The organism is Micromonospora sp. WMMD736 (genome assembly GCF_049179015.1).
In the GTDB taxonomy this organism is placed as follows: Bacteria; Actinomycetota; Actinomycetes; order Mycobacteriales; family Micromonosporaceae; genus Micromonospora.
Genome location: NZ_JBMHMI010000001.1, coordinates 3435399 through 3454487, shown reverse-complemented (window position 1 = coordinate 3454487; position 19089 = coordinate 3435399). Strand labels below are relative to the sequence as shown.

14 protein-coding genes are annotated in these 19089 nt (G+C 73.3%); 11 read left to right on the top strand and 3 right to left on the bottom strand.

Translation table 11 applies throughout. The annotated features are described in order from the left end of the window. The first annotated feature begins 59 nt into the window (after positions 1-59). The 4 genes from ACN269_RS15165 (at position 60) to ACN269_RS15150 (ending at position 3486) form a co-directional block, all read left to right on the top strand. Complete coding sequence (locus ACN269_RS15165) at positions 60-1031, top strand: DUF4034 domain-containing protein (RefSeq protein WP_421473060.1); 972 nt, start codon at positions 60-62, stop codon at positions 1029-1031. Positions 1032-1124: 93 nt separating this feature from the next. Further along, a complete protein-coding gene (locus ACN269_RS15160) occupies positions 1125-2144 on the top strand; it encodes a prephenate dehydrogenase (protein ID WP_421473059.1) in 1020 nt (339 codons plus the stop codon). Between the two features lie 59 nt (positions 2145-2203). Next, positions 2204-2851, top strand: coding sequence for an SIMPL domain-containing protein (locus tag ACN269_RS15155; RefSeq protein ID WP_421473058.1), 648 nt, complete (start codon positions 2204-2206; stop codon positions 2849-2851). After that, positions 2851-3486 carry a nucleoside/nucleotide kinase family protein gene (locus ACN269_RS15150; RefSeq protein WP_421473057.1) on the top strand — a complete coding sequence of 212 codons (636 nt, stop codon included), beginning with the start codon at positions 2851-2853 and terminating at the stop codon, positions 3484-3486. The genes ACN269_RS15155 and ACN269_RS15150 overlap by 1 nt, the downstream gene beginning before the upstream one ends. Here the strand turns inward: ACN269_RS15150 and ACN269_RS15145 are convergent. Continuing rightward, positions 3483-4040: a sugar O-acetyltransferase gene (locus tag ACN269_RS15145; protein ID WP_421473056.1), complete on the bottom strand. Its 558-nt coding sequence runs from the start codon at positions 4038-4040 to the stop codon at positions 3483-3485. The genes ACN269_RS15150 and ACN269_RS15145 overlap by 4 nt on opposite strands. A gap of 174 nt (positions 4041-4214) precedes the next feature. Between ACN269_RS15145 and ACN269_RS15140 the strand changes: the two genes are divergently transcribed. Beyond that, positions 4215-7541, top strand: a complete 3327-nt coding sequence (locus ACN269_RS15140; RefSeq protein WP_421473055.1) for a S8 family serine peptidase — start codon at positions 4215-4217, stop codon at positions 7539-7541. A gap of 51 nt (positions 7542-7592) precedes the next feature. Here ACN269_RS15140 and dapD read toward each other — a convergent pair whose 3' ends face one another. Further along, a complete protein-coding gene (gene dapD, locus ACN269_RS15135) occupies positions 7593-8552 on the bottom strand; it encodes a 2,3,4,5-tetrahydropyridine-2,6-dicarboxylate N-succinyltransferase (RefSeq protein ID WP_421473054.1) in 960 nt (319 codons plus the stop codon). Positions 8553-8630: 78 nt separating this feature from the next. Here dapD and dapE point away from each other — a divergent pair, with 78 nt between their 5' ends. Further along, positions 8631-9704, top strand: coding sequence for a succinyl-diaminopimelate desuccinylase (gene dapE / locus ACN269_RS15130; RefSeq protein ID WP_421473053.1), 1074 nt, complete (start codon positions 8631-8633; stop codon positions 9702-9704). Between the two features lie 39 nt (positions 9705-9743). Here dapE and ACN269_RS15125 read toward each other — a convergent pair whose 3' ends face one another. Beyond that, positions 9744-9914, bottom strand: a complete 171-nt coding sequence (locus ACN269_RS15125) for a hypothetical protein (protein ID WP_421473052.1) — start codon at positions 9912-9914, stop codon at positions 9744-9746. Between the two features lie 154 nt (positions 9915-10068). On the opposite strand from ACN269_RS15125, the gene ACN269_RS15120 reads away from it, so the two are divergent. The 5 genes from ACN269_RS15120 to cspE all read left to right on the top strand — a co-directional run bounded on the left by ACN269_RS15120 (position 10069) and on the right by cspE (position 18983). Next, on the top strand, positions 10069-10932 hold the full coding sequence (locus tag ACN269_RS15120) for a TIGR00730 family Rossman fold protein (protein WP_421473051.1): 864 nt from the start codon (positions 10069-10071) through the stop codon (positions 10930-10932). Beyond that, a complete protein-coding gene (locus ACN269_RS15115; RefSeq protein ID WP_421473050.1) occupies positions 10932-11477 on the top strand; it encodes a TIGR00730 family Rossman fold protein in 546 nt (181 codons plus the stop codon). The genes ACN269_RS15120 and ACN269_RS15115 overlap by 1 nt, the downstream gene beginning before the upstream one ends. Positions 11478-11603: 126 nt before the next feature. Beyond that, positions 11604-15101: an ATP-dependent helicase gene (locus ACN269_RS15110; protein ID WP_421473049.1), complete on the top strand. Its 3498-nt coding sequence runs from the start codon at positions 11604-11606 to the stop codon at positions 15099-15101. Next, positions 15098-18553 (top strand): ATP-dependent helicase, encoded by a 3456-nt coding sequence (locus tag ACN269_RS15105; RefSeq protein WP_421473048.1) that lies wholly within the window; start codon positions 15098-15100, stop codon positions 18551-18553. Before ACN269_RS15110 ends, ACN269_RS15105 begins: the two co-directional genes overlap by 4 nt. 226 nt (positions 18554-18779) lie before the next feature. After that, positions 18780-18983, top strand: coding sequence for a transcription antiterminator/RNA stability regulator CspE (cspE, locus tag ACN269_RS15100; RefSeq protein WP_007464836.1), 204 nt, complete (start codon positions 18780-18782; stop codon positions 18981-18983). Positions 18984-19089: the final 106 nt, after the last annotated feature.

Sequence of the window (19089 nt, the reverse complement as noted above, 5' to 3'; positions counted from 1 at the left end):
TCGGCCTTGGCAAGATCTACTATCTGCCGGGTCTTCGACGGGGTGAGAGGAAACACGGCATGTGGCCGTTCCGGCGTAGTGGCAAGCAGGCGGCGGTTCCCACGTTGATCGTGGACCCGGCGGAGGGCGACCCGACCGCGCGAGCGCTGCGGGAGGCGGGTGAACGCCGGGACTGGGGCACCATCCGTGATCTCCTCAGCCCGGTGACCGACCCGGACGAGCACGCCTTCTACGTCTCGGCGCTCGCCGACACCGACGGCCTCCAGGACTGGATCGGCGAGTGGGTCGAGGCTGAACCCCGGTCGACGCTGCCGGTGCTGGTGCGCGGGGCGCACGCGGTCTACTGGGCCTGGGAGGCCCGCAGCGGCGCCCGCGCCTCGCAGGTGAGCCAGGATCAGTTCAAGGAGTTCTGGCGGCGGCTGCGGTTGGCCGAGAACTCCCTGGACGAGGTGACGGACCGCGACCCGGACGACACCACCGCGCGCACGTTCCTGGTCACCTCGGCGCGTGGGCGGCAGGTGGAGCCGGAAGAGGCGGCCCGGCGCTTCGACGAGGTGGTGGCCCGGCACCCGGCGCACCGGATCGCGCACGAGCAGATGCTCCAATACCGCTGCCACAAGTGGTTCGGCAGTCACGAGGAGATGTTCGACTTCGCCCGGGAGGCCGTGGCGAAGTCGCCGGCCGGTTCGCCGCTGGGGCACCTGATCGTCGTCGCGCACCTGGAGAAGTGGCTGGACCTGCCCGTCGGCGAGGACGAGGAGTATCTGGACGACGACGCCGTACGCGCGGAGATGAACGCCGCCGCTGACCACTCCGTACGTCACCCCGACTACCGACGCCGGCCCGGCTGGGCGAGTGTGCACAACACCTTCGCCATGGGTTTCTCGAAGGTGGGGGACCTGCGCTCCGCGGCCGGTCAGTTCGAGGTGATCGGCGACCAGGTGACCAGTTGGCCCTGGCAGTACATCAACAGGAACCCGGTGATCCCGTTCATCGCATGGCGGAACGACGCGATGGCCGCCGAGGACTGACCGGCGTCCGGGTCGCCGAGCGATATCCTCAGCGCCGGACCTGGTCGGGGCCGTGCCGGTCCCGTACCCCAGCAGGAACGTCGAGGTGTGCGGATGGTGGACAGGCCTGGCGCACGGGTACGGGCGGCGGTGGTCGGCACCGGCCTGATCGGTGGTTCGGTGCTGCTCCGGATGCACGCCGCGGGCGTCGACGTGACCGGTTGGGATCCGGACGAGGACACCCGGCGACAGGCCCGCCGGCTGGGCGTACCCGCTCCGGACCTGCTGGCCGAGGCGGTGGCCGACCGGGACGTGGTGTTCCTGTGCGGGCCGCTGCCCACCCTGCCGGCGACGCTTGTCGAGATGGCGGCGATGACCGGCGAGAGTTGCGTGCTGACCGACGTCGGCAGCACCAAGGAGGAGGTGGCGGCGATGGCCGCCGCCTCCGGCCTGACGGACCGGTTCGTGCCGGGGCACCCGATGGCCGGCACCGACCGGTCGGGCCTGACGGCCGCCGGGCCGGATCTGCTCGCCGGCGCCGCCTGGGTGCTGTGCCCGGTGCCGGGCGCGGCGACGCTCGCCTTCCGCTGGCTCACCGGGCTGCTGGTGGAGCTGTTCGGAGCCCGGGTGGTGCCGATGTCCCCGGCGGCGCACGATTCGGTGGCCGCGCTCGCCTCACACGTTCCTCATGTGCTGGCCGGCGCACTGGCCGGGGCGACGCAGCGGTCGCCGCTGCGCGACGCGGTGTTGGCGCTGGCCGCGGGTAGTTTCTCCGACGGCACCCGGGTCGCCGGGACGCCGGCCGAGCGGACGGTCAACATGCTGCTCGGCAACCGGGCGCGGGTGCTGGACGAGTTGGCCGAGGTGCGGGTACTGCTGGACGAGCTGGCGGACGCGCTGCGGTCCGCAGACGCGACGGGGTTGACCGCCCGGTACGCGCAGGCCGGCGCGGCGCGGTCGGCGCTGCGGGACCGACGGTTCGCCCCGGCGGACCGGGAGTTCCCGGCCGACGGCGACCACACCGACGAGGTGGCCTGGCTGTGCGAGCTGGGTGCCGCCGGCGGTCACCTGACGGGCTGCCGGATCGGCGCGGACGTCGTCTCCTATCCGGCGCTGCTGCCGCTGGCTGACTAGCTGCCCGGACTTCGCCTCGGCTCGACCGTCCTTCTGCAACAGGCCCTAGGCTGGCAGGCATGGCGACGGACAGCCCGGTGGTGCAGGTGCGCGGCGAGGCGACCCGCGAGGTGCCGCCCGAGTTGGCCCGGTTCGCGGTCACCGTGACGGCTCGCGGCCGGGATCGGGAGGCGACGCTCACCCAGTTGGCCGAAGGGGCAGCGGCCGTCCGGGTGCTGCTTGACGGTTCCGAGCCGGCGGTGGCCCGGCGGGAGACCGGCGACCTGTGGGTCCGGCCGCAGACCAAGCGCTCGGGCGAACGCGTGGTGGGCTGGCTCGGCAGCGTCACCACCACGGTGACGGTCACCGACTTCACCGCCCTCGGCGAGCTGATGCTCCGACTCGCCGATCAGGACCAGGTCCAGGTGTCCGGCCCCTGGTGGGAGCTGCGCCCGGACAGCCCGGCCCACCGCGAGGCGCGACACGCCGCGATCGGCGACGCGCTGCTGCGTGCCCGGGAGTACGCCGAGGCGCTGGGCGCCCGGGTCACCGCCCTCATCGAACTGGCCGACGCCGGCCCGGCCGACGGGCCGATGTTCGCCCGCGCGGCATTCGCCGGGGGCGGTGCCGGCGGTGGCGTTCCCGAGCTGGAGTTGGACCCGCAACCGCAGACCGTGCAGGCGGCCGTGCAGGCGAGGTTCACGATCAGCGATCCGGTGCTCGGCTGATGCCGCCGGCCCGGGTGTTGGCCATCGACGAGTTGGTGGCGCGGGCGCGGTCACTGGCCGAGGCCGGCCCGCGGCAGCTGCTCGGCATCACCGGTGCGCCCGGTGCGGGGAAGTCCACCCTGGCCGAGCGGATCGTCGCCGAGGTCGGGGCGAGCGCGCGGCTGGTGCCCATGGACGGTTTCCACCTGGCCCAGGCGCAGCTGGAACGGTTGGGCCGCGCCGAGCGCAAGGGCGCGATCGACACCTTCGACGCCAACGGGTACGCCTCGCTGCTGCGCCGGTTGCGTCGGCTGGAGCCGACCTCGGTGTACGCGCCGGAGTTCCGCCGGGAGCTGGAGGAGCCGGTGGCCGGGGCCATCGAGGTGCCGCCGTCGGTTCGCCTCGTGGTGACCGAGGGCAACTACCTGCTGGTGCCGGACCCGCCTTGGGAGGAGGTCCGGACGTTGCTGCACGAGGTGTGGTTCCTCGACCTGGACGCCGAGCTGCGCCAGCGTCGGTTGACCGCCCGGCACGAGGCGTACGGGCGGTCGCCCGAGGAGGCCCGGGCCTGGGCGCTGGGTAGCGACGAGGCCAACGCGGCTCTCATCAGCCCGACGGCGGTGCATGCCGACCTGGTGGTCCGCCTGGGCGACTAGTCCAGCTCGCGGACCGGTCGGGCCGGGTTGCCGACGGCGACGACGTTGGCGGGTAGGTCCCGGGTGACCACGGCACCCGCGCCGACCACGGTGTTCGTGCCGACCGTGACCCCGGCCAGGACGATCGCGCCGCCGCCGAGCCACGCGTTGTCGCCGATGGTGATCGGCTTCGCGGCCTCCCACTTGTCGCGGCGTGGGCCGGGCTGTACGGGGTGGGTCGGGGTGAGCAGTTGCACGTTCGGTCCCACCTGGACGTCCGCGCCGAGGGTGATCGGGGCGACGTCGAGGAAGACCGCGTGGTAGTTGACGAAGGCGCGTGGTCCGATCCGGATGTTCCAGCCGTAGTCGCAGTAGAACGGCGGCCGGATCCAGCTGTCGTCGCCCAGGTCGCCGAGCAGGTCGCGCAGTGCCGCGAGCCGGGCCGCCGGGTCGGCGGCGGAGCTGGTGTTGAAGCGTTCCATCAGGCGGGCGGCCCGGTCCAGGTCGGCGACGAGTTCGGGGTCGTCGGCGAGGTAGGGCTCACCCGCCAGCATCCGGTCCTTCATGGAGGTCACCCGGTCGATGATGCCGGCGGGGGACGCCGCCCCGTGGCAGGTCCGTCGTTTTTACGACTTCTTTCTGCATACTCGGTATGTAATTCTGGGTTGTCGATGCGACTCCTATCAATCAGAACGCACGACCAGGAGGAAACGTTGCGCCAGGGCAGAAGATTGGCCGCTCTCGGCCTCGTGTCAGTGCTGGCGCTCGCCGCGCCGGCTCCCGCCTCAGCCGCGCCCGCCGCGCCCGCCCCACCTGGCGGCGCCGACCGACAGTCCACTGCGCTCGCAACCAGCCCCGAGCGCTCGACCACCGTCACGCTGATCACCGGTGACCGCGTCACCGTCACCGCTGCCGGCGCCTCGGCCCAGCCCGGCCCTGACCGTGGAGCCGTGCAGTTCCTGGTCCAGCGCGAGAGCGGACGCCTCTCGGTGCTGCCGACGGACGCGCTGCCGTTGCTGCGCTCGGGCCGGGTGGACCGGCGACTCTTCGACGTCACCGGGCTGATCGAGGCGGGTTACGACGACGCCCACCGCAAGACGCTGCCGCTGCTGGTGTCGTACGGCTCGACGGACGCCGCCCGGCGGGCCCCGGCCGCGCTGCCCGGCACCCGGGTTATCCGTGACCTGCCGGCGATCGATGGTGCCGCCCTCAGCAGCGACAAGTCCTCCCTCGGCGCGGTCTGGGCGGCGGTCACCACCGGCTCCAGCGCGGCCCGGCTCGGCGCGGCGGGGGGCGTCGAGCGACTCTGGTTGGACGGCCGCCGACGGGTGACCCTCGACCACAGCGTGCCGCAGATCGGCGCCCCGGCGGCGTGGGCGGCCGGGTTCACCGGCAAGGGCGTGTCAGTGGCCGTGCTGGACACCGGTGTCGACGCCACCCACCCGGACCTGGCCGGCAAGGTGGCCGAGGCACGCAACTTCACCGAGGTCGACGACGCCCGGGACATGGTCGGCCACGGCACGCACGTCGCCTCGACCATCGCCGGTTCCGGCGCTGCCTCCGACGGTCGCTACCGGGGTGTGGCGCCGGACGCGACACTGCTGGACGGCAAGGTCTGTGAGGACCAGGGCTGCACCGACTCGGCGATCCTCGCCGGCATGCAGTGGGCCGCGGTGGACAAGAAGGCCGCCGTGGTCAACATGAGCCTCAGCGGCTGGGACACGCCGGAGGTCGACCCGCTGGAGGAGGCGGTGCAGACCTTGACCGCGCAGACCGGCACGCTCTTCGTCCTCGCCGCGGGCAACGACGGCTCGGACGGCTCGGTCGGCTCCCCGGCCAGCGCCGACGCCGGGCTCGCCGTGGGCGCGGTGGATCGCGACGACGAGTTGGCCGACTTCTCCAGCCGGGGTCCCCGGACCGGTGACGACGCGCTGAAGCCGGACATCACCGCGCCCGGCGTCGACATCGTCGCCGCGAAGTCCGCGAACGGCGTCATCGGTGACCCGGTGGGGGACCGCTACGTCACGATCTCCGGCACCTCGATGGCCACCCCGCACGTCGCCGGGTCGGCCGCGTTGCTGGCCCAGCAGCACCCGGGATGGCGGGCCGACCGGCTCAAGGCCACCCTGATGGCCGCCGCCAAGCCGCACCCGGAGCAGACCGCCTACCAGCAGGGCGCCGGGCGCGTCGACGTCGCCCACGCGATCACCCAGCAGCTCACCACCGACCCGGTGAGCGTCTCGTTCGGGCGGGCGCTCTGGCCGCACAACGACGACACCCCGGTCACCCGCACGGTGACCTGGCACAACGATGGTCCGGCCCCGGTCACCGTGGACCTGAGCGTCGAGGGCGCCGGCCCCGGCGGTCGAGCGTTGCCGGCCGGTTTCTTCCAGTTGGGCGCCAGCCAACTCACCGTACCGGCGGGTGGCACGGCCGCCACGACCGTCACCACGGACACCCGGCTCGGTGACGCCGACGGCTACTGGACCGGGCGGGTCGTGGCCCGGGCGGGATCGGCCGTCTCCGTCACGCCGCTGGCCGTGAACCGGGAGGTGGAGAGCTACACGCTGACCGTGGAACACCTGAACCGCGCGGGCGCGCGCACCGCAGACCACTGGACCGCGCTGGTCGGGATGGACTCCTACGCCGCCTGGGACCTCTTCAGTTCCGATGGGGTGGCCACGGTGCGGGTGCCCAAGGGGCACTACGGCCTCAGCGGTCTGGTCTTCGAGCCCGGGCCGGAGGACGAGCAGCGCGGGATGTCGCTGTTGATGCAGCCCGTCGTGACGGTCGAGCGGGACACCCGGATCGTCGTGGATGCCCGCCGGGCCAAACCGGTACGGACGACCGTTCCGGACCGGAACGCGGCCCCGGAACTGATCGACGTCAGCGGCAACTTCTCGGCCGCGGACGGCAGCGGGTACGGCATCGGTCTCTGGGCCGACACCTTCACCGGACTGACAAGCGGTCAGCTCGGCAAGACCGTCTCCGCCGACCAGTTCGTCTCCACCGTCAGCAGTCAGTGGATCAAACCGGGGACGCCCGACAGCCCGTACCTGTACGCGCTGGCCGAAGCGATCCCCGGCCGCATGCCCACGGGCTTCGTCCGCAACTACGCCCGAAGCGACCTGGCCACCGTCGTGCACCGGTTCCTCGGCGCCTACGCGGGCATGGAGGCCGAGCGCACCCTGTACCCCGTGTTGGAGTACAACGTCGGCGGCTCCACGCTGGTCCTGCCCACGAGCGTGCCCGGCCAGCGGGTCGAGTACTACAACACCCGGGGCGTGCGGTGGGAGTCGGAGATCTACTTCGGCACCCGGGACGACGACGAGGGCTGGCTGAACCCGCAGGCCGTGCTCCTCTCCGTCCCGACCGCGTACCGGAACGGGCGGACGGTCCAGGAGATCTGGAACCAGGCGCCGATGGGACCGTCCTTCCCGGAGCCGCGCTGGCCGTACCAGAGCGTCACCCGGGCCGGCGACACCATCCTGGTCAACGTGCCGATCTTCAGCGACGCGGCCGGGCACCCGGGCGGCTCGCTGAGCGACAGCGAGCACACCGGGCTCTGGCGCAACGGCAAGCTGGTGGGCGAGAGCGAGTACGCAGGTTACGGGGAGTTCACCGTGCCACCGGCCGCGGCGGACTACCGGCTCGTCACGTCGTCGAAGCGGAGCTTCACCGACCTCAGCACCGAGGTGGAATCGAGCTGGACCTTCCGGTCCCGGCACGTCGCGGGTGACACGCCGGCCCGCCTGCCGCTGATGGCGGTGCGCTTCGCGCCGCCGCTGCGCGTCGACGGCAGCGCACCGGCCGGGCGGAGCTTCCTCGTACCGGTGCAGGTGCAGCGGCAGCCCGGGGCTCCGGCCGCCGGGGTCCAGGGGCTCACCGTCGACGTCTCGTACGACGGTGGGAAGACCTGGGACAGGGCGAAGCTGATCCGCACCTCGGCCGATGGTTGGTCGGCACTGTTGCGCCATCCGGCCGGCAAGGGCTACGTGTCGCTGCGGGCCACCGCCCACGACACCGCCGGCAACACGGTGACGCAGCGGATCATCCAGGCGTACCGGTTGCGCTGAGGCGTACCCCCGTCGGGTCCGCGGCCTACCGCCGCGGACCCGGCGGGGACGTCAGTCGTTGGCGTGCAGCGCGGCGTTCAGTTCGATGCCACGACCGGTACGCGGGCGGGCCTCCAGCGCGCCCGTCACCGAGTTGCGCCAGAACATCAGGCCGTCGACGCCGGACAGTTCCCGGCCCTTGACCACCCGGCCGTCCGGCAGCGTGATCTTGGAGGCGGCGGTGATGTAACAACCGGCCTCGACCACGCAGTCGTCGCCGAGGGAGATGCCGACGCCGGCGTTCGCGCCGATCAGGCTCCGCTCGCCGATGCTGACCTTCTCGGTGCCGCCGCCGGAGAGGGTGCCCATGATCGAGGCGCCGCCGCCGATGTCGGAGCCGTCGCCGACCAGCACGCCCTGCACGATCCGCCCCTCGACCATCGAGGTGCCCACCGTGCCGGCGTTGAAGTTGACGAAGCCCTCGTGCATCACCGTCGTGCCGGCGGCCAGGTGCGCGCCGAGGCGGACCCGGTCCGCGTCGGCGATCCGCACACCCGAGGGCACCACGTAGTCGGTCATCCGGGGGAACTTGTCCACGCCGTACACCGACAGGTGCCGGCCCGCCGCCCGCTCGATCACCCGCAGCTCGTCCACCCGCTCCGGGGGGCACGGCCCGGCGGACGTCCAGGCCACGTTGGCCAGCTTGCCGAAGATGCCGTCGAGGTTGAGCTGGTTCGGCCGCACCAGGCGGTGGGAGAGCAGGTGCAACCGGAGGTACGCGTCGGAGGCGTCCTTGATGGGGTCGTCCAGCGAGCCGATCACGGTGACCACCTGCATGGTACGCAGACCGGGCAGCGGCCGGTCGCCCAGCGCGCCCGGCGGCAGGTCCAGCACGTCCGACTTGTCCTCGCCGGCGACCAGCGGCAGCTCACCCAGGCCCAGCTTGCCGGTCGGGTACCAGGTGTCGAGCACCTGCCCGTCGGCGATGACGGTGGCCAGGCCGATGCCCCAAGCGGAATCTGCGGACGTCACTGTTAACCCTCTCGGTCGCGGCCACGCCGGCCTCGGCTCGCTCCTCGCGCTGACAGACCTGAAGGTACCGTGCGAACCATGGAGAACCCGCTGACCCCCGAGGTCCTCGCCGATCCGGTGCAGCTGACCCGCGTACTGGTTGACATAGAGTCCGTGTCCCTCAACGAGAAGGCGATCGCCGACTGCGTCGAGGAGGTGCTGCGGGGCGTACCGCACCTGTCCACGCACCGGCACGGCAACACGGTGATGGCGCGTACCGACCTGGGCCGCTCGCAGCGCGTGGTGCTGGCCGGTCACCTCGACACGGTGCCGCTGAACAACAACTTCCCGTCGACCATGCGCGGCGACCTGATGTACGGCTGCGGAACCTCCGACATGAAGTCCGGCGTCGCGTACGCGTTGCACCTGGCGGTGACGCTGCCCGACCCGCGCTACGACATCACGTACTTCTTCTACGAGGCCGAGGAGATCGAGTCCCGGTACAACGGGCTGAACCTGGTCGCCCAGGCGTTCCCGGAGTGGCTGGAGGCGGACTTCGCGGTGCTGCTGGAGCCGACGTACGGCATCGTCGAGGCGGGCTGTCAGGGCACGATGCGCTCGGTGGTCACCACCACCGGCGTACGCGCCCACTCGGCGCGGTCCTGGCACGGGGTCAACGCCATCCACGGCGCCGGGGAGGTGCTGCGCCGCCTCCAGACGTACGAGGCACGCCGCGTCACCATCGACGGCTGCGACTACCGCGAGGGCATGAACGCGGTACGCATCAACGGTGGGGTGGCCGGCAACGTCATCCCGGACCTGTGCGAGGTCGAGGTCAACTACCGGTTCGCCCCCGACCGGACCCCGGCCGAGGCGGAGGCGCACCTGCGTGAGGTGTTCGCCGGTTTCGACGTACGGGTGACCGACTCGATCGCGGGCGCCCCGCCCGGACTCAGCGCCGCTCCGGCGAAGGAGTTCCTGGCGGCGGTCGGGGCCGCCCCGATCGGCAAGCTCGGTTGGACGGACGTGGCCCGGTTCGCGGCCATGGGCATTCCTGCGCTGAACTTCGGCCCGGGCGATCCGAACCTCGCCCACCACCCGGACGAGCACGTCGAGATCAGCAAGATCCGGGACGGCGCGGCGACGCTGCACCGCTGGCTCGCGCCCGCCTGATCCCGGTCACCCCCGTTGCCGGTGACCAAGAGGTTCGCGTCAGCCTGGCCCGTTGTCGGCGGCGCGAACCTCTTGGTCGGCTCCGGACCCGGCGGCGGCGGGGGAGAAGGCGGGATCGAGGGCGCGGGTGCGGCGGCGCTCGGCCACCACGTCTCGGATCCGTCGCTGCATCTGTCGACGGATCCGGATCATCTCGCTGTTGCTGATCACGCTGTCTCCTCCCCCGAAGGCGCGCGCCGGGGCATACCCGGTATGTGAATAGTAAGACGTACGGGACCGCCGAATAGTTGCCCTTGATCGCGAACTATTTCTCCGGCTCCCCGCCCCGGACCCCGACGGTGTGCCGCTCCACTACGGTTGCTGCATGAGCCAGAACAACGGTCGGGAGGCCGGCCGCGGTCCCGGACAGGAGCGGCACCGGGGCGCCGTCACGCTGCGTCGGGGCGCCATTCCGAACAGCACCGCCGACCAGCGGCTGCTGGATTCGCGTGGACGCGGCGACTGGAAGACCAGGGACGCCTGGCGCGCGCTGCGCATCCTCTCCGAGTTCGTCGAGGGCTTCGACACCCTCGCCGACCTGCCGCCGGCCGTCAGCGTCTTCGGTTCGGCGCGCAGTGGTCCGGACACCGCCGAGTGTCGGCTGGCCGAGGAGTTGGGCGGCGCCCTGGCCCGCGCCGGCTACGCGGTGATCACCGGCGGCGGGCCGGGCGTGATGGAGGCCGCCAACCGGGGCGCCACCGAAGCCGGCGGGCTCTCCGTCGGGCTCGGCATCGAGCTTCCGTTCGAGCAGGGCATCAACGACTGGGTCGACCTGGCCATCGACTTCCGGTACTTCTTCGCCCGCAAGACCATGTTCGTCAAGTACGCCCAGGCGTTCGTGGTGCTGCCCGGTGGGTTCGGCACCATGGACGAACTCTTCGAGGCGCTGACCCTGGTGCAGACCGGCAAGGTCACCCGGTTCCCGGTCGTGCTGATGGGGGTGGCGTACTGGCAGGGGCTGCTCGACTGGCTGCGCGACACGATGGCCGCCAGCGGCAAGATCGGCCCGGTGGACCTGGACCTGATCTGCCTCACCGACGACGTCAACGCCGCCGTCCGCCACATCGTCGAGGCCGAGGCGGCGCTCTCGGCCGAGCAGGAGGCGGTCCGCGACGAGGCCGTGGCGCGTACCGGCGCCGACCAGCAGGCCGCCGCCGAGCAGGCCGCCGACCGGCCCCGGGAGGACTGATGGCCGCCGTCTGCGTCTTCTGCGCCTCCTCCCGTACCCTCGACCAACGCTGGCTCGACCTCGCCACCGAGACCGGTGCGGAGCTGGCCCGGCGCGGGCACACGCTGGTCAGCGGCGGTGGCTGCGTCGGCATGATGGGCGCGGTGGTCGACGGCGCCCGGGCCGCCGGTGGGCGCACGGTGGGCGTCATCCCGCAGGCGCTCGTCGACCTGGAGGTCGCCGACCTGGCCTCGGACGAGCTGCTGGTGACCGACTCGATGGCCGACCGCAAGACCCTGATGATCGACAGGTCGGACGCGTTCCTCGCCCTGCCCGGCGGGCTCGGCACGCTGGACGAGCTGTTCGAGGTCTGGACCACCGCCACCCTCGCGCTGCACCGCAAGCCGATGGTGCTGATCGACGCCGACGGCTTCTACCGCCCCCTGCTGGACTGGCTGCACACCATCACCGACCAGCACTTCCTCAAACCGGCCGGCCTCGACCTGCTGACCGTGGTCAGCACGGTCCCCGAGGCCCTGAAGGCGCTGGAGTCCCACCTACCCTGACTCCGGGCCACCCCGTCGATCGTGAGGGTGGCGGCAGGGCCGTCGGCGTGTCGTGCCACCACCCTCACGATCGGCGTGGCGGCGTCGGGTGGGGTTGCTGTCGTAGGGGGGTGATGGGATTTGGTGATGCAGTCGTACCGGTTGGTGCGGCGGCCCGGTGGGCCGGCGCTGGGGGACGGGGACGCGCCGGGTGACGGTGCCGTCGTCGGCACCGGCCAGAGCGGGTCGGCGGGCCCGCGCTGGCACGCCGATCCCGTCCAGGCCGAGATCGTCGGGCACACCGATGGGCCGATGCTTGTCGTCGGCGGCCCCGGCACCGGCAAGACCAGCACCCTCGTCGAGGCGGTCGCCGCCCGGATCGCCGAAGGGGTCGACCCGGAACGGATCCTCGTGCTGACCTTCGGCCGCCGCGGCGCCACCGCACTGCGCCAGCGCATCGAGGCCCGCGTCGCGCAGGACGGCTACCGGGTGCTGCGTGAGCCGCTGGTGCGGACCTTCCCGGCGTACGCCTTCGGGCTGCTGCGCCGCGCCGCCGCCGAACGCGGCGAGCCGTCACCGCGCCTGCTGACCGGCCCCGAGCAGGATCTGATCATCCGCGAGCTGCTCGACGTGGTGGGCGAGGCGCCCGAGGACGACCCGGTCGGCTGGCCCACCGACCTACGCCCGGCCCTGCGGACCCGGGCCTTCGCCGGCCAACTGCGTGACCTGCTCATGCGCGCCGCCGAACGCGGTGTCGGGCCGGGCGACCTGGCCCGGCTGGGCGAGAAGCTCGGCCGCGCCGACTGGCCGGCCGCCGCGCGCTTCCTGCGGGAGTACGTCGAGGTGCTCGCGCTGCGCGACGTCAGCAACCGGGGTTCGATCGCGTACGACCCCGCCGAACTGGTCCGGGCCGCCACCGGTCTGCTGCGCGACGACGAGGAGTTGCTGGCCGCCGAGCGCCACCGCCTCGCCCACGTGTACGTCGACGAGCTGGCCGACACCGACCCCGCCCAACTCGAACTGCTCTCGGTCATCGCCGGCGGTGGCAAGCCGCTCGTCGCGTTCGCCGACCCCGACTCGTCCACGTACGCCTTCCGGGGTGCCGACCCGGCCGGGGTGTCCACCTTCCGGCACCGTTTCCGGACGGCCTCCGGAGCGCCGGCCGCGCACGTGCTGCTGAGCACGTCGTACCGGGCCGGACCGGTCCTGCTCGACGCGATGGCCCGGCTGGGCCGTCGGCTCCGTGGTCCGACGGCACACCGCCGGCTGCACCCGCTGCCGGACGCTCCGAACGGCGTGGTCGAGGTGCACACCTTCCGGTCGGCGACCAGCGAGGCCGCCTGGTTGGCCCACATGCTGCGCTCGGCCCACCTGCTGGACGGCGTGCCATGGTCGCGGATGGCGGTACTGGTGCGGTCCACCGCCCTGCAACTGCCGACCCTGCGACGCGCGCTGCACGCCGCCGGCGTCCCGACCGTGGTGCACGGCGAGGACCTTCCGCTGCACCTGCAACCCGCGGTGGCGCCGCTGCTGCTCCTGCTGCGCTGCGCCCTCGAACCGGACCGGCTCGACGAGGAGGCCGCGGTCGCGCTGCTGCACTCGCCGCTGGGCGGTGCCGACCCGCTGGCCGAACGACGGCTGCGGCAGGGGCTGCGCGCCCTCGCGCTGGCCGGGGGCGACCGCCGCCCGTCCGGCGAGCTGATCGTCGAGGCGTTGCGTGACCCGACGGAGCTGGCCAGCATCGACCGGCGCTGGGCGGAGCCGGCGCAGGCGGTCGCCGGGCTGCTGGCCACCGCCCGGGACGCCGCCGCCCAACCCGGTGCCACCGCCGAGACCGTCCTCTGGGAGGTCTGGGACGCCAGTGGCCTGGCCGAGCGCTGGGCCGGCGCGATCGCCCAGGGGCGGCCGGTGGCCGGCGAGGGTGACCTGGCCCGGCGTCGGCGGGCCGAGGCAGCCGACCGTGACCTGGACGCCGTGCTCGTGCTCTTCGACGCGGCGGCCCGCTTCACCGACCGGCTACCCGGCGCGCGCACCGAGGTCTTCCTCGACCACGTGCTCGCCCAGGACCTGCCGGCGGACACCATCGCGCCGACCGCGGACCGGGGCGCGGCGGTACGACTGCTCACCGCACACGCCGCGAAGGGCCTGGAGTGGGACCTGGTGGCGATCGCCGGCGTGCAGGAGGGCATCTGGCCGGACCTGCGCCTGCGCGGCAGCCTGCTCGGGTCGGAACGGCTGGTCGACGTCCTGGCCGGCCGGTCCGTCGGCGGCGCCCGCGCCGCCAACGTCGTGGGCCAGACCTCGGCGCTGCTCGACGAGGAGCGTCGGCTGTTCCACGTCGCCATCAGCCGGGCCCGGCACCGCCTGCTGGTCAGCGCGGTGGCGTCGGCGGCCGTCGGTGGCGACGATCACGAGGAGCAGCCCAGCCGGTTCCTGCACGAGCTGGGCCCGATCGCTCCGCCGAGTCCGCCCGTCCCGCCCACCGCCCCGCCGGGCCCGCCCGGTCCGCGTACTGGCCCGTCCGGTGGAGGACCCACCACCGACGCCGCCGCCTCCACCGGTAGCGCGGCCGTCGGTGGCGGCGACGATCTGGCCGAAGAGGATGACGGGCCGGTCGAGGCCGGTGCGTTGCCGGTCACCCGGCCGCCACGGGCGCTCACCCTGCCGGCGCTGGTCGCCGAGCTGCGTACCGCCATCATCGACCCGGCCGCGCCGGCGGCCCGGCGGCGCGCGGCGGCGGCCGAGCTGGCGCGGCTCGCCGCCGCCGGAGTGCCCGGCGCACACCCCGACGACTGGTGGGGGCTGCGTGCGCTCTCCGACGACCGGCCGTTGGTCGACGACGGGGAGCCGGTGCGGGTCACGCCGTCGGCGATGGAGAGCGCGCTGCGGTGCAGCCTGCGCTGGCTGCTGGAACGGCACGGCGGCAGCGGCCCGACCAGCACCGCGCAGGGCGTCGGCAACCTGGTGCACGCCGCCGCGATGCTCGCCGAGGACGCCAGCGCCGACCGGGGCGCTCTGCTCGAGTACGTATCCGCCCGGTTCGACGCGATCGAGCTTGCCGCCCGGTGGATGGCCGGCCCGGAGCGGGAACGCGCCGAGGCGATGGTCGACAAGCTGCTGCGTTGGTTGGCCACCAACCCGCGGCGGCTGCTCGCCATCGAACACGAGTTCGCGGTCCGGCTGGACGATCCGCAGCGCCCGGTCGATCTGACCGGGCGGGTCGACCGGCTGGAGGTCGACGAGGCCGGCCGGCTGGTGGTGATCGACCTCAAGACCGGCAAGTCGACCGCGGTCACCGGCAGTGAGTTGGCCGAGCACCCGCAGCTCGGCGCGTACCAGGCAGCGGTGGAGGCGGGGGCCTTCGCCGAGTTCGGCGACGAGTCCGGTGGCGCGGCGCTGGTGCAGCTCGGCACCTCCGCCAAGGACGCCCGGGAGCAGAACCAGCCGGCACCGGGTGAGGGCCCGGCGGCCGGCTGGGCGACGGCGTTGGTACGGCGGACCGCCGATACGATGGCAGCCGCCACGTTCGCCGCGGTGGCCAACTCGAAGTGCCGGGTCTGCCCGGTGCGGACCAGCTGTCCGGTCTCCGGGCAGGGACGCCAGGTGGTCGAGCCGCCGACCGTCCGTCCCCCGGAGAATCCATGACCCAGCCCACCCTGTTCGGCGCGGGTCCCGCGCCGACGCCCCGGCTCGCGGACTCCGGTCCCCGGTACACGCCGGTGGAGCTGGCCAAGCTGCTGCGGCTGCCGGCACCCACCCGGGAACAGGCCGCGATCATCGCCGCCCCGGTGGAGCCGCTGCTCGTCGTCGCGGGGGCCGGTTCCGGCAAGACGGAGACGATGGCCGCGCGGGTGGTCTGGCTGGTGGCCAACTCGTACGTGCGGCCGGAGCAGATCCTGGGGCTGACCTTCACCCGCAAGGCGGCCGGTGAGCTGGCCCACCGGGTCCGGACCCGGCTCGACCAACTGATCCGCCGGGTCGGCCGGCACGGCCGCGACCCGCTCGACGACCCGCTGGCCGGTGAGCCCACCGTCTCCACCTACCACTCGTACGCCGGGCGGATCGTCACCGAGCACGGTCTGCGGGCCGGCTACGAGCCGTCGACCCGGCTGCTCACCGAGGCGTCCCGCTGGCAGTTGGTCGACCTGTTGGTGCGCAACTACGACGGCGACATGTCCGAGGTGGACCGGATGCCGAGCACCATCACCGACGCGGTGCTGGCACTCGCCGGGGAGTTGGACGAGCACCTGGTCGGCCCGGACGAGTTGGCGGCCTGGACGGGTCGGTTCTTCGCCGAGGTGCAGTCGCGACCGGGCCGGGTCTACGCCGACGTGCGCAAGGCGCTCACCCTGCAACAGACCCGGCTGCGCCTGCTGCCGCTGGTGCGGGCGTACGCCCGACGCAAGCTGGACTTCGAGGCCATGGACTTCGCCGACCAGCTCGCCCGGGCGGCCCGGGTGGCCCGGGACCACCCGGCGGTCGGCGAGATCGAGCGGGACCGCTTCCGGGTGGTGCTGCTGGACGAGTACCAGGACACCAGCCACGCGCAGGTGGTGCTGCTCAACGCGCTGTTCGGCGGCGGTCATCCGGTGACCGCGGTGGGCGATCCGTGCCAGTCCATCTACGGCTGGCGGGGAGCCAGCGCCGGCACCCTCGATCGGTTCCCCACCGAGTTCGCGCGGTCCGACGGCGAGCCGGCGCGGGCACTGGGGTTGACCACCAGTTGGCGTAACCGCCCGGAGATCCTGCGGGTGGCGAACGCGCTGTCCACGCCGTTGCGCGCGGCCGGCGCGCGGGTTCCGGAGCTGCGGTCCGCGCTGACCGTCCGGGACCCGATTCCGCACCGCAGCCCCGGTGGGGCGGCCGGGGGCACGGTGCATTGCGCGCTGCTGCACAAGTACGCCGACGAGGCCGCGTGGATCGCCGACAGCGTGCTCGCCGCGTGGCGTGGCGCGGCCCGGATGCCCGGCGCGGCGCCCGAGCACATTCCGGTGGCGCAGCGCCCGACGACGGCCGTGCTGGTCCGCGTCCGCAGCCAGATCCCGGCGATCGAGTCGGCCCTGCGTGAGCGCGGCCTGCCGGTGGAGGTCGTCGGGCTGGGTGGCCTGCTGGACACCCCCGAGGTCCGCGACGTGGTGTGCACCCTGCGGGTGCTGGCCGACCCGACCGACGGGGCCGCCCTGCTGCGGTTGCTCACCGGCGCCCGGTGGCGGATCGGGCCGCGTGACCTGGTGGCGCTGCACCGACGGGCGCGGGGCATCGCGAAGGCCCGCCAACAGGTGGCCGCCGACGAGGACTCGGACATCAGCCCCGACCTGCTGGACGAGGCGACCCTGGTCGAGGCGTTGGCCGATCTCGGGCCGGCGCAGGCGTACTCGGCGGAGGGGTTCGCGCGGCTGCGGGCGTACGGCACCGAGCTGGCGCTGCTGCGCTACCGCCTGGACCAGGCGCTGCCGGATCTGATCGCGGACATCGAACGGACCATCGGGCTGGACGTGGAGGTCGCGGTGCGCGCCGGCCGCGACGGCGCGGGCGACGCCGGCCTGGCGCGGGGTCACCTGGACGCGCTGGCCGACGTGGCGGCCCGCTTCAGCGGTGAGACGCCCGGCGCGACCCTCTCCGGCTTCCTCTCCTACCTGGCCGCCGCCGAGGACGAGGAGCGCGGCCTCGCCCCGGGCGAGGTCGAGGTCGTGGAGGGCGCGGTGCAGGTGGTCACCGCGCACGCCGCCAAGGGCCTGGAGTGGGACGTGGTGGCGGTGGCGGGCCTGTGCCGTGGCTCGTGGCCCGGTCCGGTCCGCAACTCCGACCACTGGCTGGGCGGTCTGGGCGTGCTGCCGTTCCCGTTGCGGGGAGACGCCGACGGGCTGCCCGAGCTAGCGCTCGACGAGGCGGCCGACCAGCGCGCCGTGGCCCGGGCGGTGGCCGACTTCACCGACGCCTGGCGGTCCCACGACGAGCGGGAGGAGCGCCGGCTGACGTACGTCGCGGTCACCCGGCCGCGCCGGCTGCTGTTGTGCTCCGGGTACTGGTGGGGCGAGGGCACCAAGCGACCGCGGGGTCCGTCGGTCTTCCTGCGCGAGGTGTACGACGCCTGTCTGGACGGCGGCCCCGGGCACCTGGTCGACGCGTGGACGCCGGAGCCCACCCCGGACGCCACGAACCCGACGGCCGAGGTGGTGCTCCGCGCGGAGTGGCCGGCCGACCCGTTGGGCGGTCGCCGGCCGGCGTTGGCCGAGGCGGCCGGTCTGGTCCGCCGGCTGATGTCCGACGGTCCGGCGTCGACGCTGTCCGGGCCGGTCGGACCGGCGCTCGCCGGTGCGCTGCCGTCGACCGGGCCGGACGCCGACGCGGCCGGGACGGCAGACGGGTCGGACGTCGAGGCGGCCGAGACGGCAGACCCGGAGGTGGCGCGCTGGCGGCAGGAGGCGGACCTGCTGTTGGCCGAGCGGGCCGAGCTGACCCGTCTCTCCGGCGCGGTGGAGGTGGCCCTGCCGGGGCAGCTCAGCGTCACCCAGTTGGTGGCGTTGCGGCGTGACCCGGCGGCGCTGGCCCGTACGCTGCGTCGCCCGGTGCCCACCGCGCCGAATCCGTACGCCCGCCGGGGCACCGCCTTCCACGCGTGGCTGGAGCAGCGTTTCGGCGCCGACCGGCTGCTCGACGTGGACGAGCTGCCCGGCGCGGCGGACGCGGACGCCGCACCGGACGAGGCTCTGGTCGAGCTTCAGGAGCGCTTCCTGGCCAGCGAGTGGGCCGACCGGGTGCCGGTCGAGGTGGAGGTGCCGTTCGCCACGGTGATCGCGGGTGTGGTGGTCCGGGGGCGGATGGACGCGGTCTTCGCCCGGCCGGGCGGCCGGTTCGACGTGGTCGACTGGAAGACCGGCGCGCGTCCCACCGGTCCGGCGGCCCAGGTGGCGGCGGTCCAGTTGGCCGTGTACCGGCTGGCCTGGGCCGAGCTGGCCGGTGTCGACGTCGAGCGGGTGGGCGCGGCGTTCCACTATGTGCGGGACGGGGCGACCGTCCGTCCGGCCGATCTGTTGGACGTGACCGGGCTCACCGCCATGATCGCTCACCTGCCGATGGATTCCAGCCAGGTTTGACCACCACGGGGAAATCCGTGGTACGTTGACCAGGTTGCAGTTTTGGTTACCAGAGACTCTGTGTGCGCCTGGCGGGATTGTGGCCCCAGGCGCTCTTTGTTGTGTCCGGAGTTCTCCGGGCGGGGCGACCAGAAGCGACAGGCGATTCGCGCATCCCCGCGCGGAGCGCTCCTCTTCGGGCACGCAACACGTGCGTGTCCGACGTTCCGTCAAGGAGACGAAACACATGGCTATTGGCACCGTGAAGTGGTTCAACGCTGACAAGGGCTTCGGCTTCATCACCCCGGACGGCGGCGGCGCTGACGTCTTCGCCCACTTCTCGGCGATCCAGTCCTCCGGCTACCGGAGCCTGGACGAGAACCAGCGGGTCGAGTTCGAGGTGACCCAGGGCCAGAAGGGCCCGCAGGCGGAGAACATCCGCCCGCTCTGATCTTCGGATCGGTCAGCATTACCTGTCGCGCCCTCCGGGTGTGACGGTGACGGGACCGGCCCGCCTCGCCGTCGCCTGCCTACGCAGGCGGCGGCCCGGTGGCGGG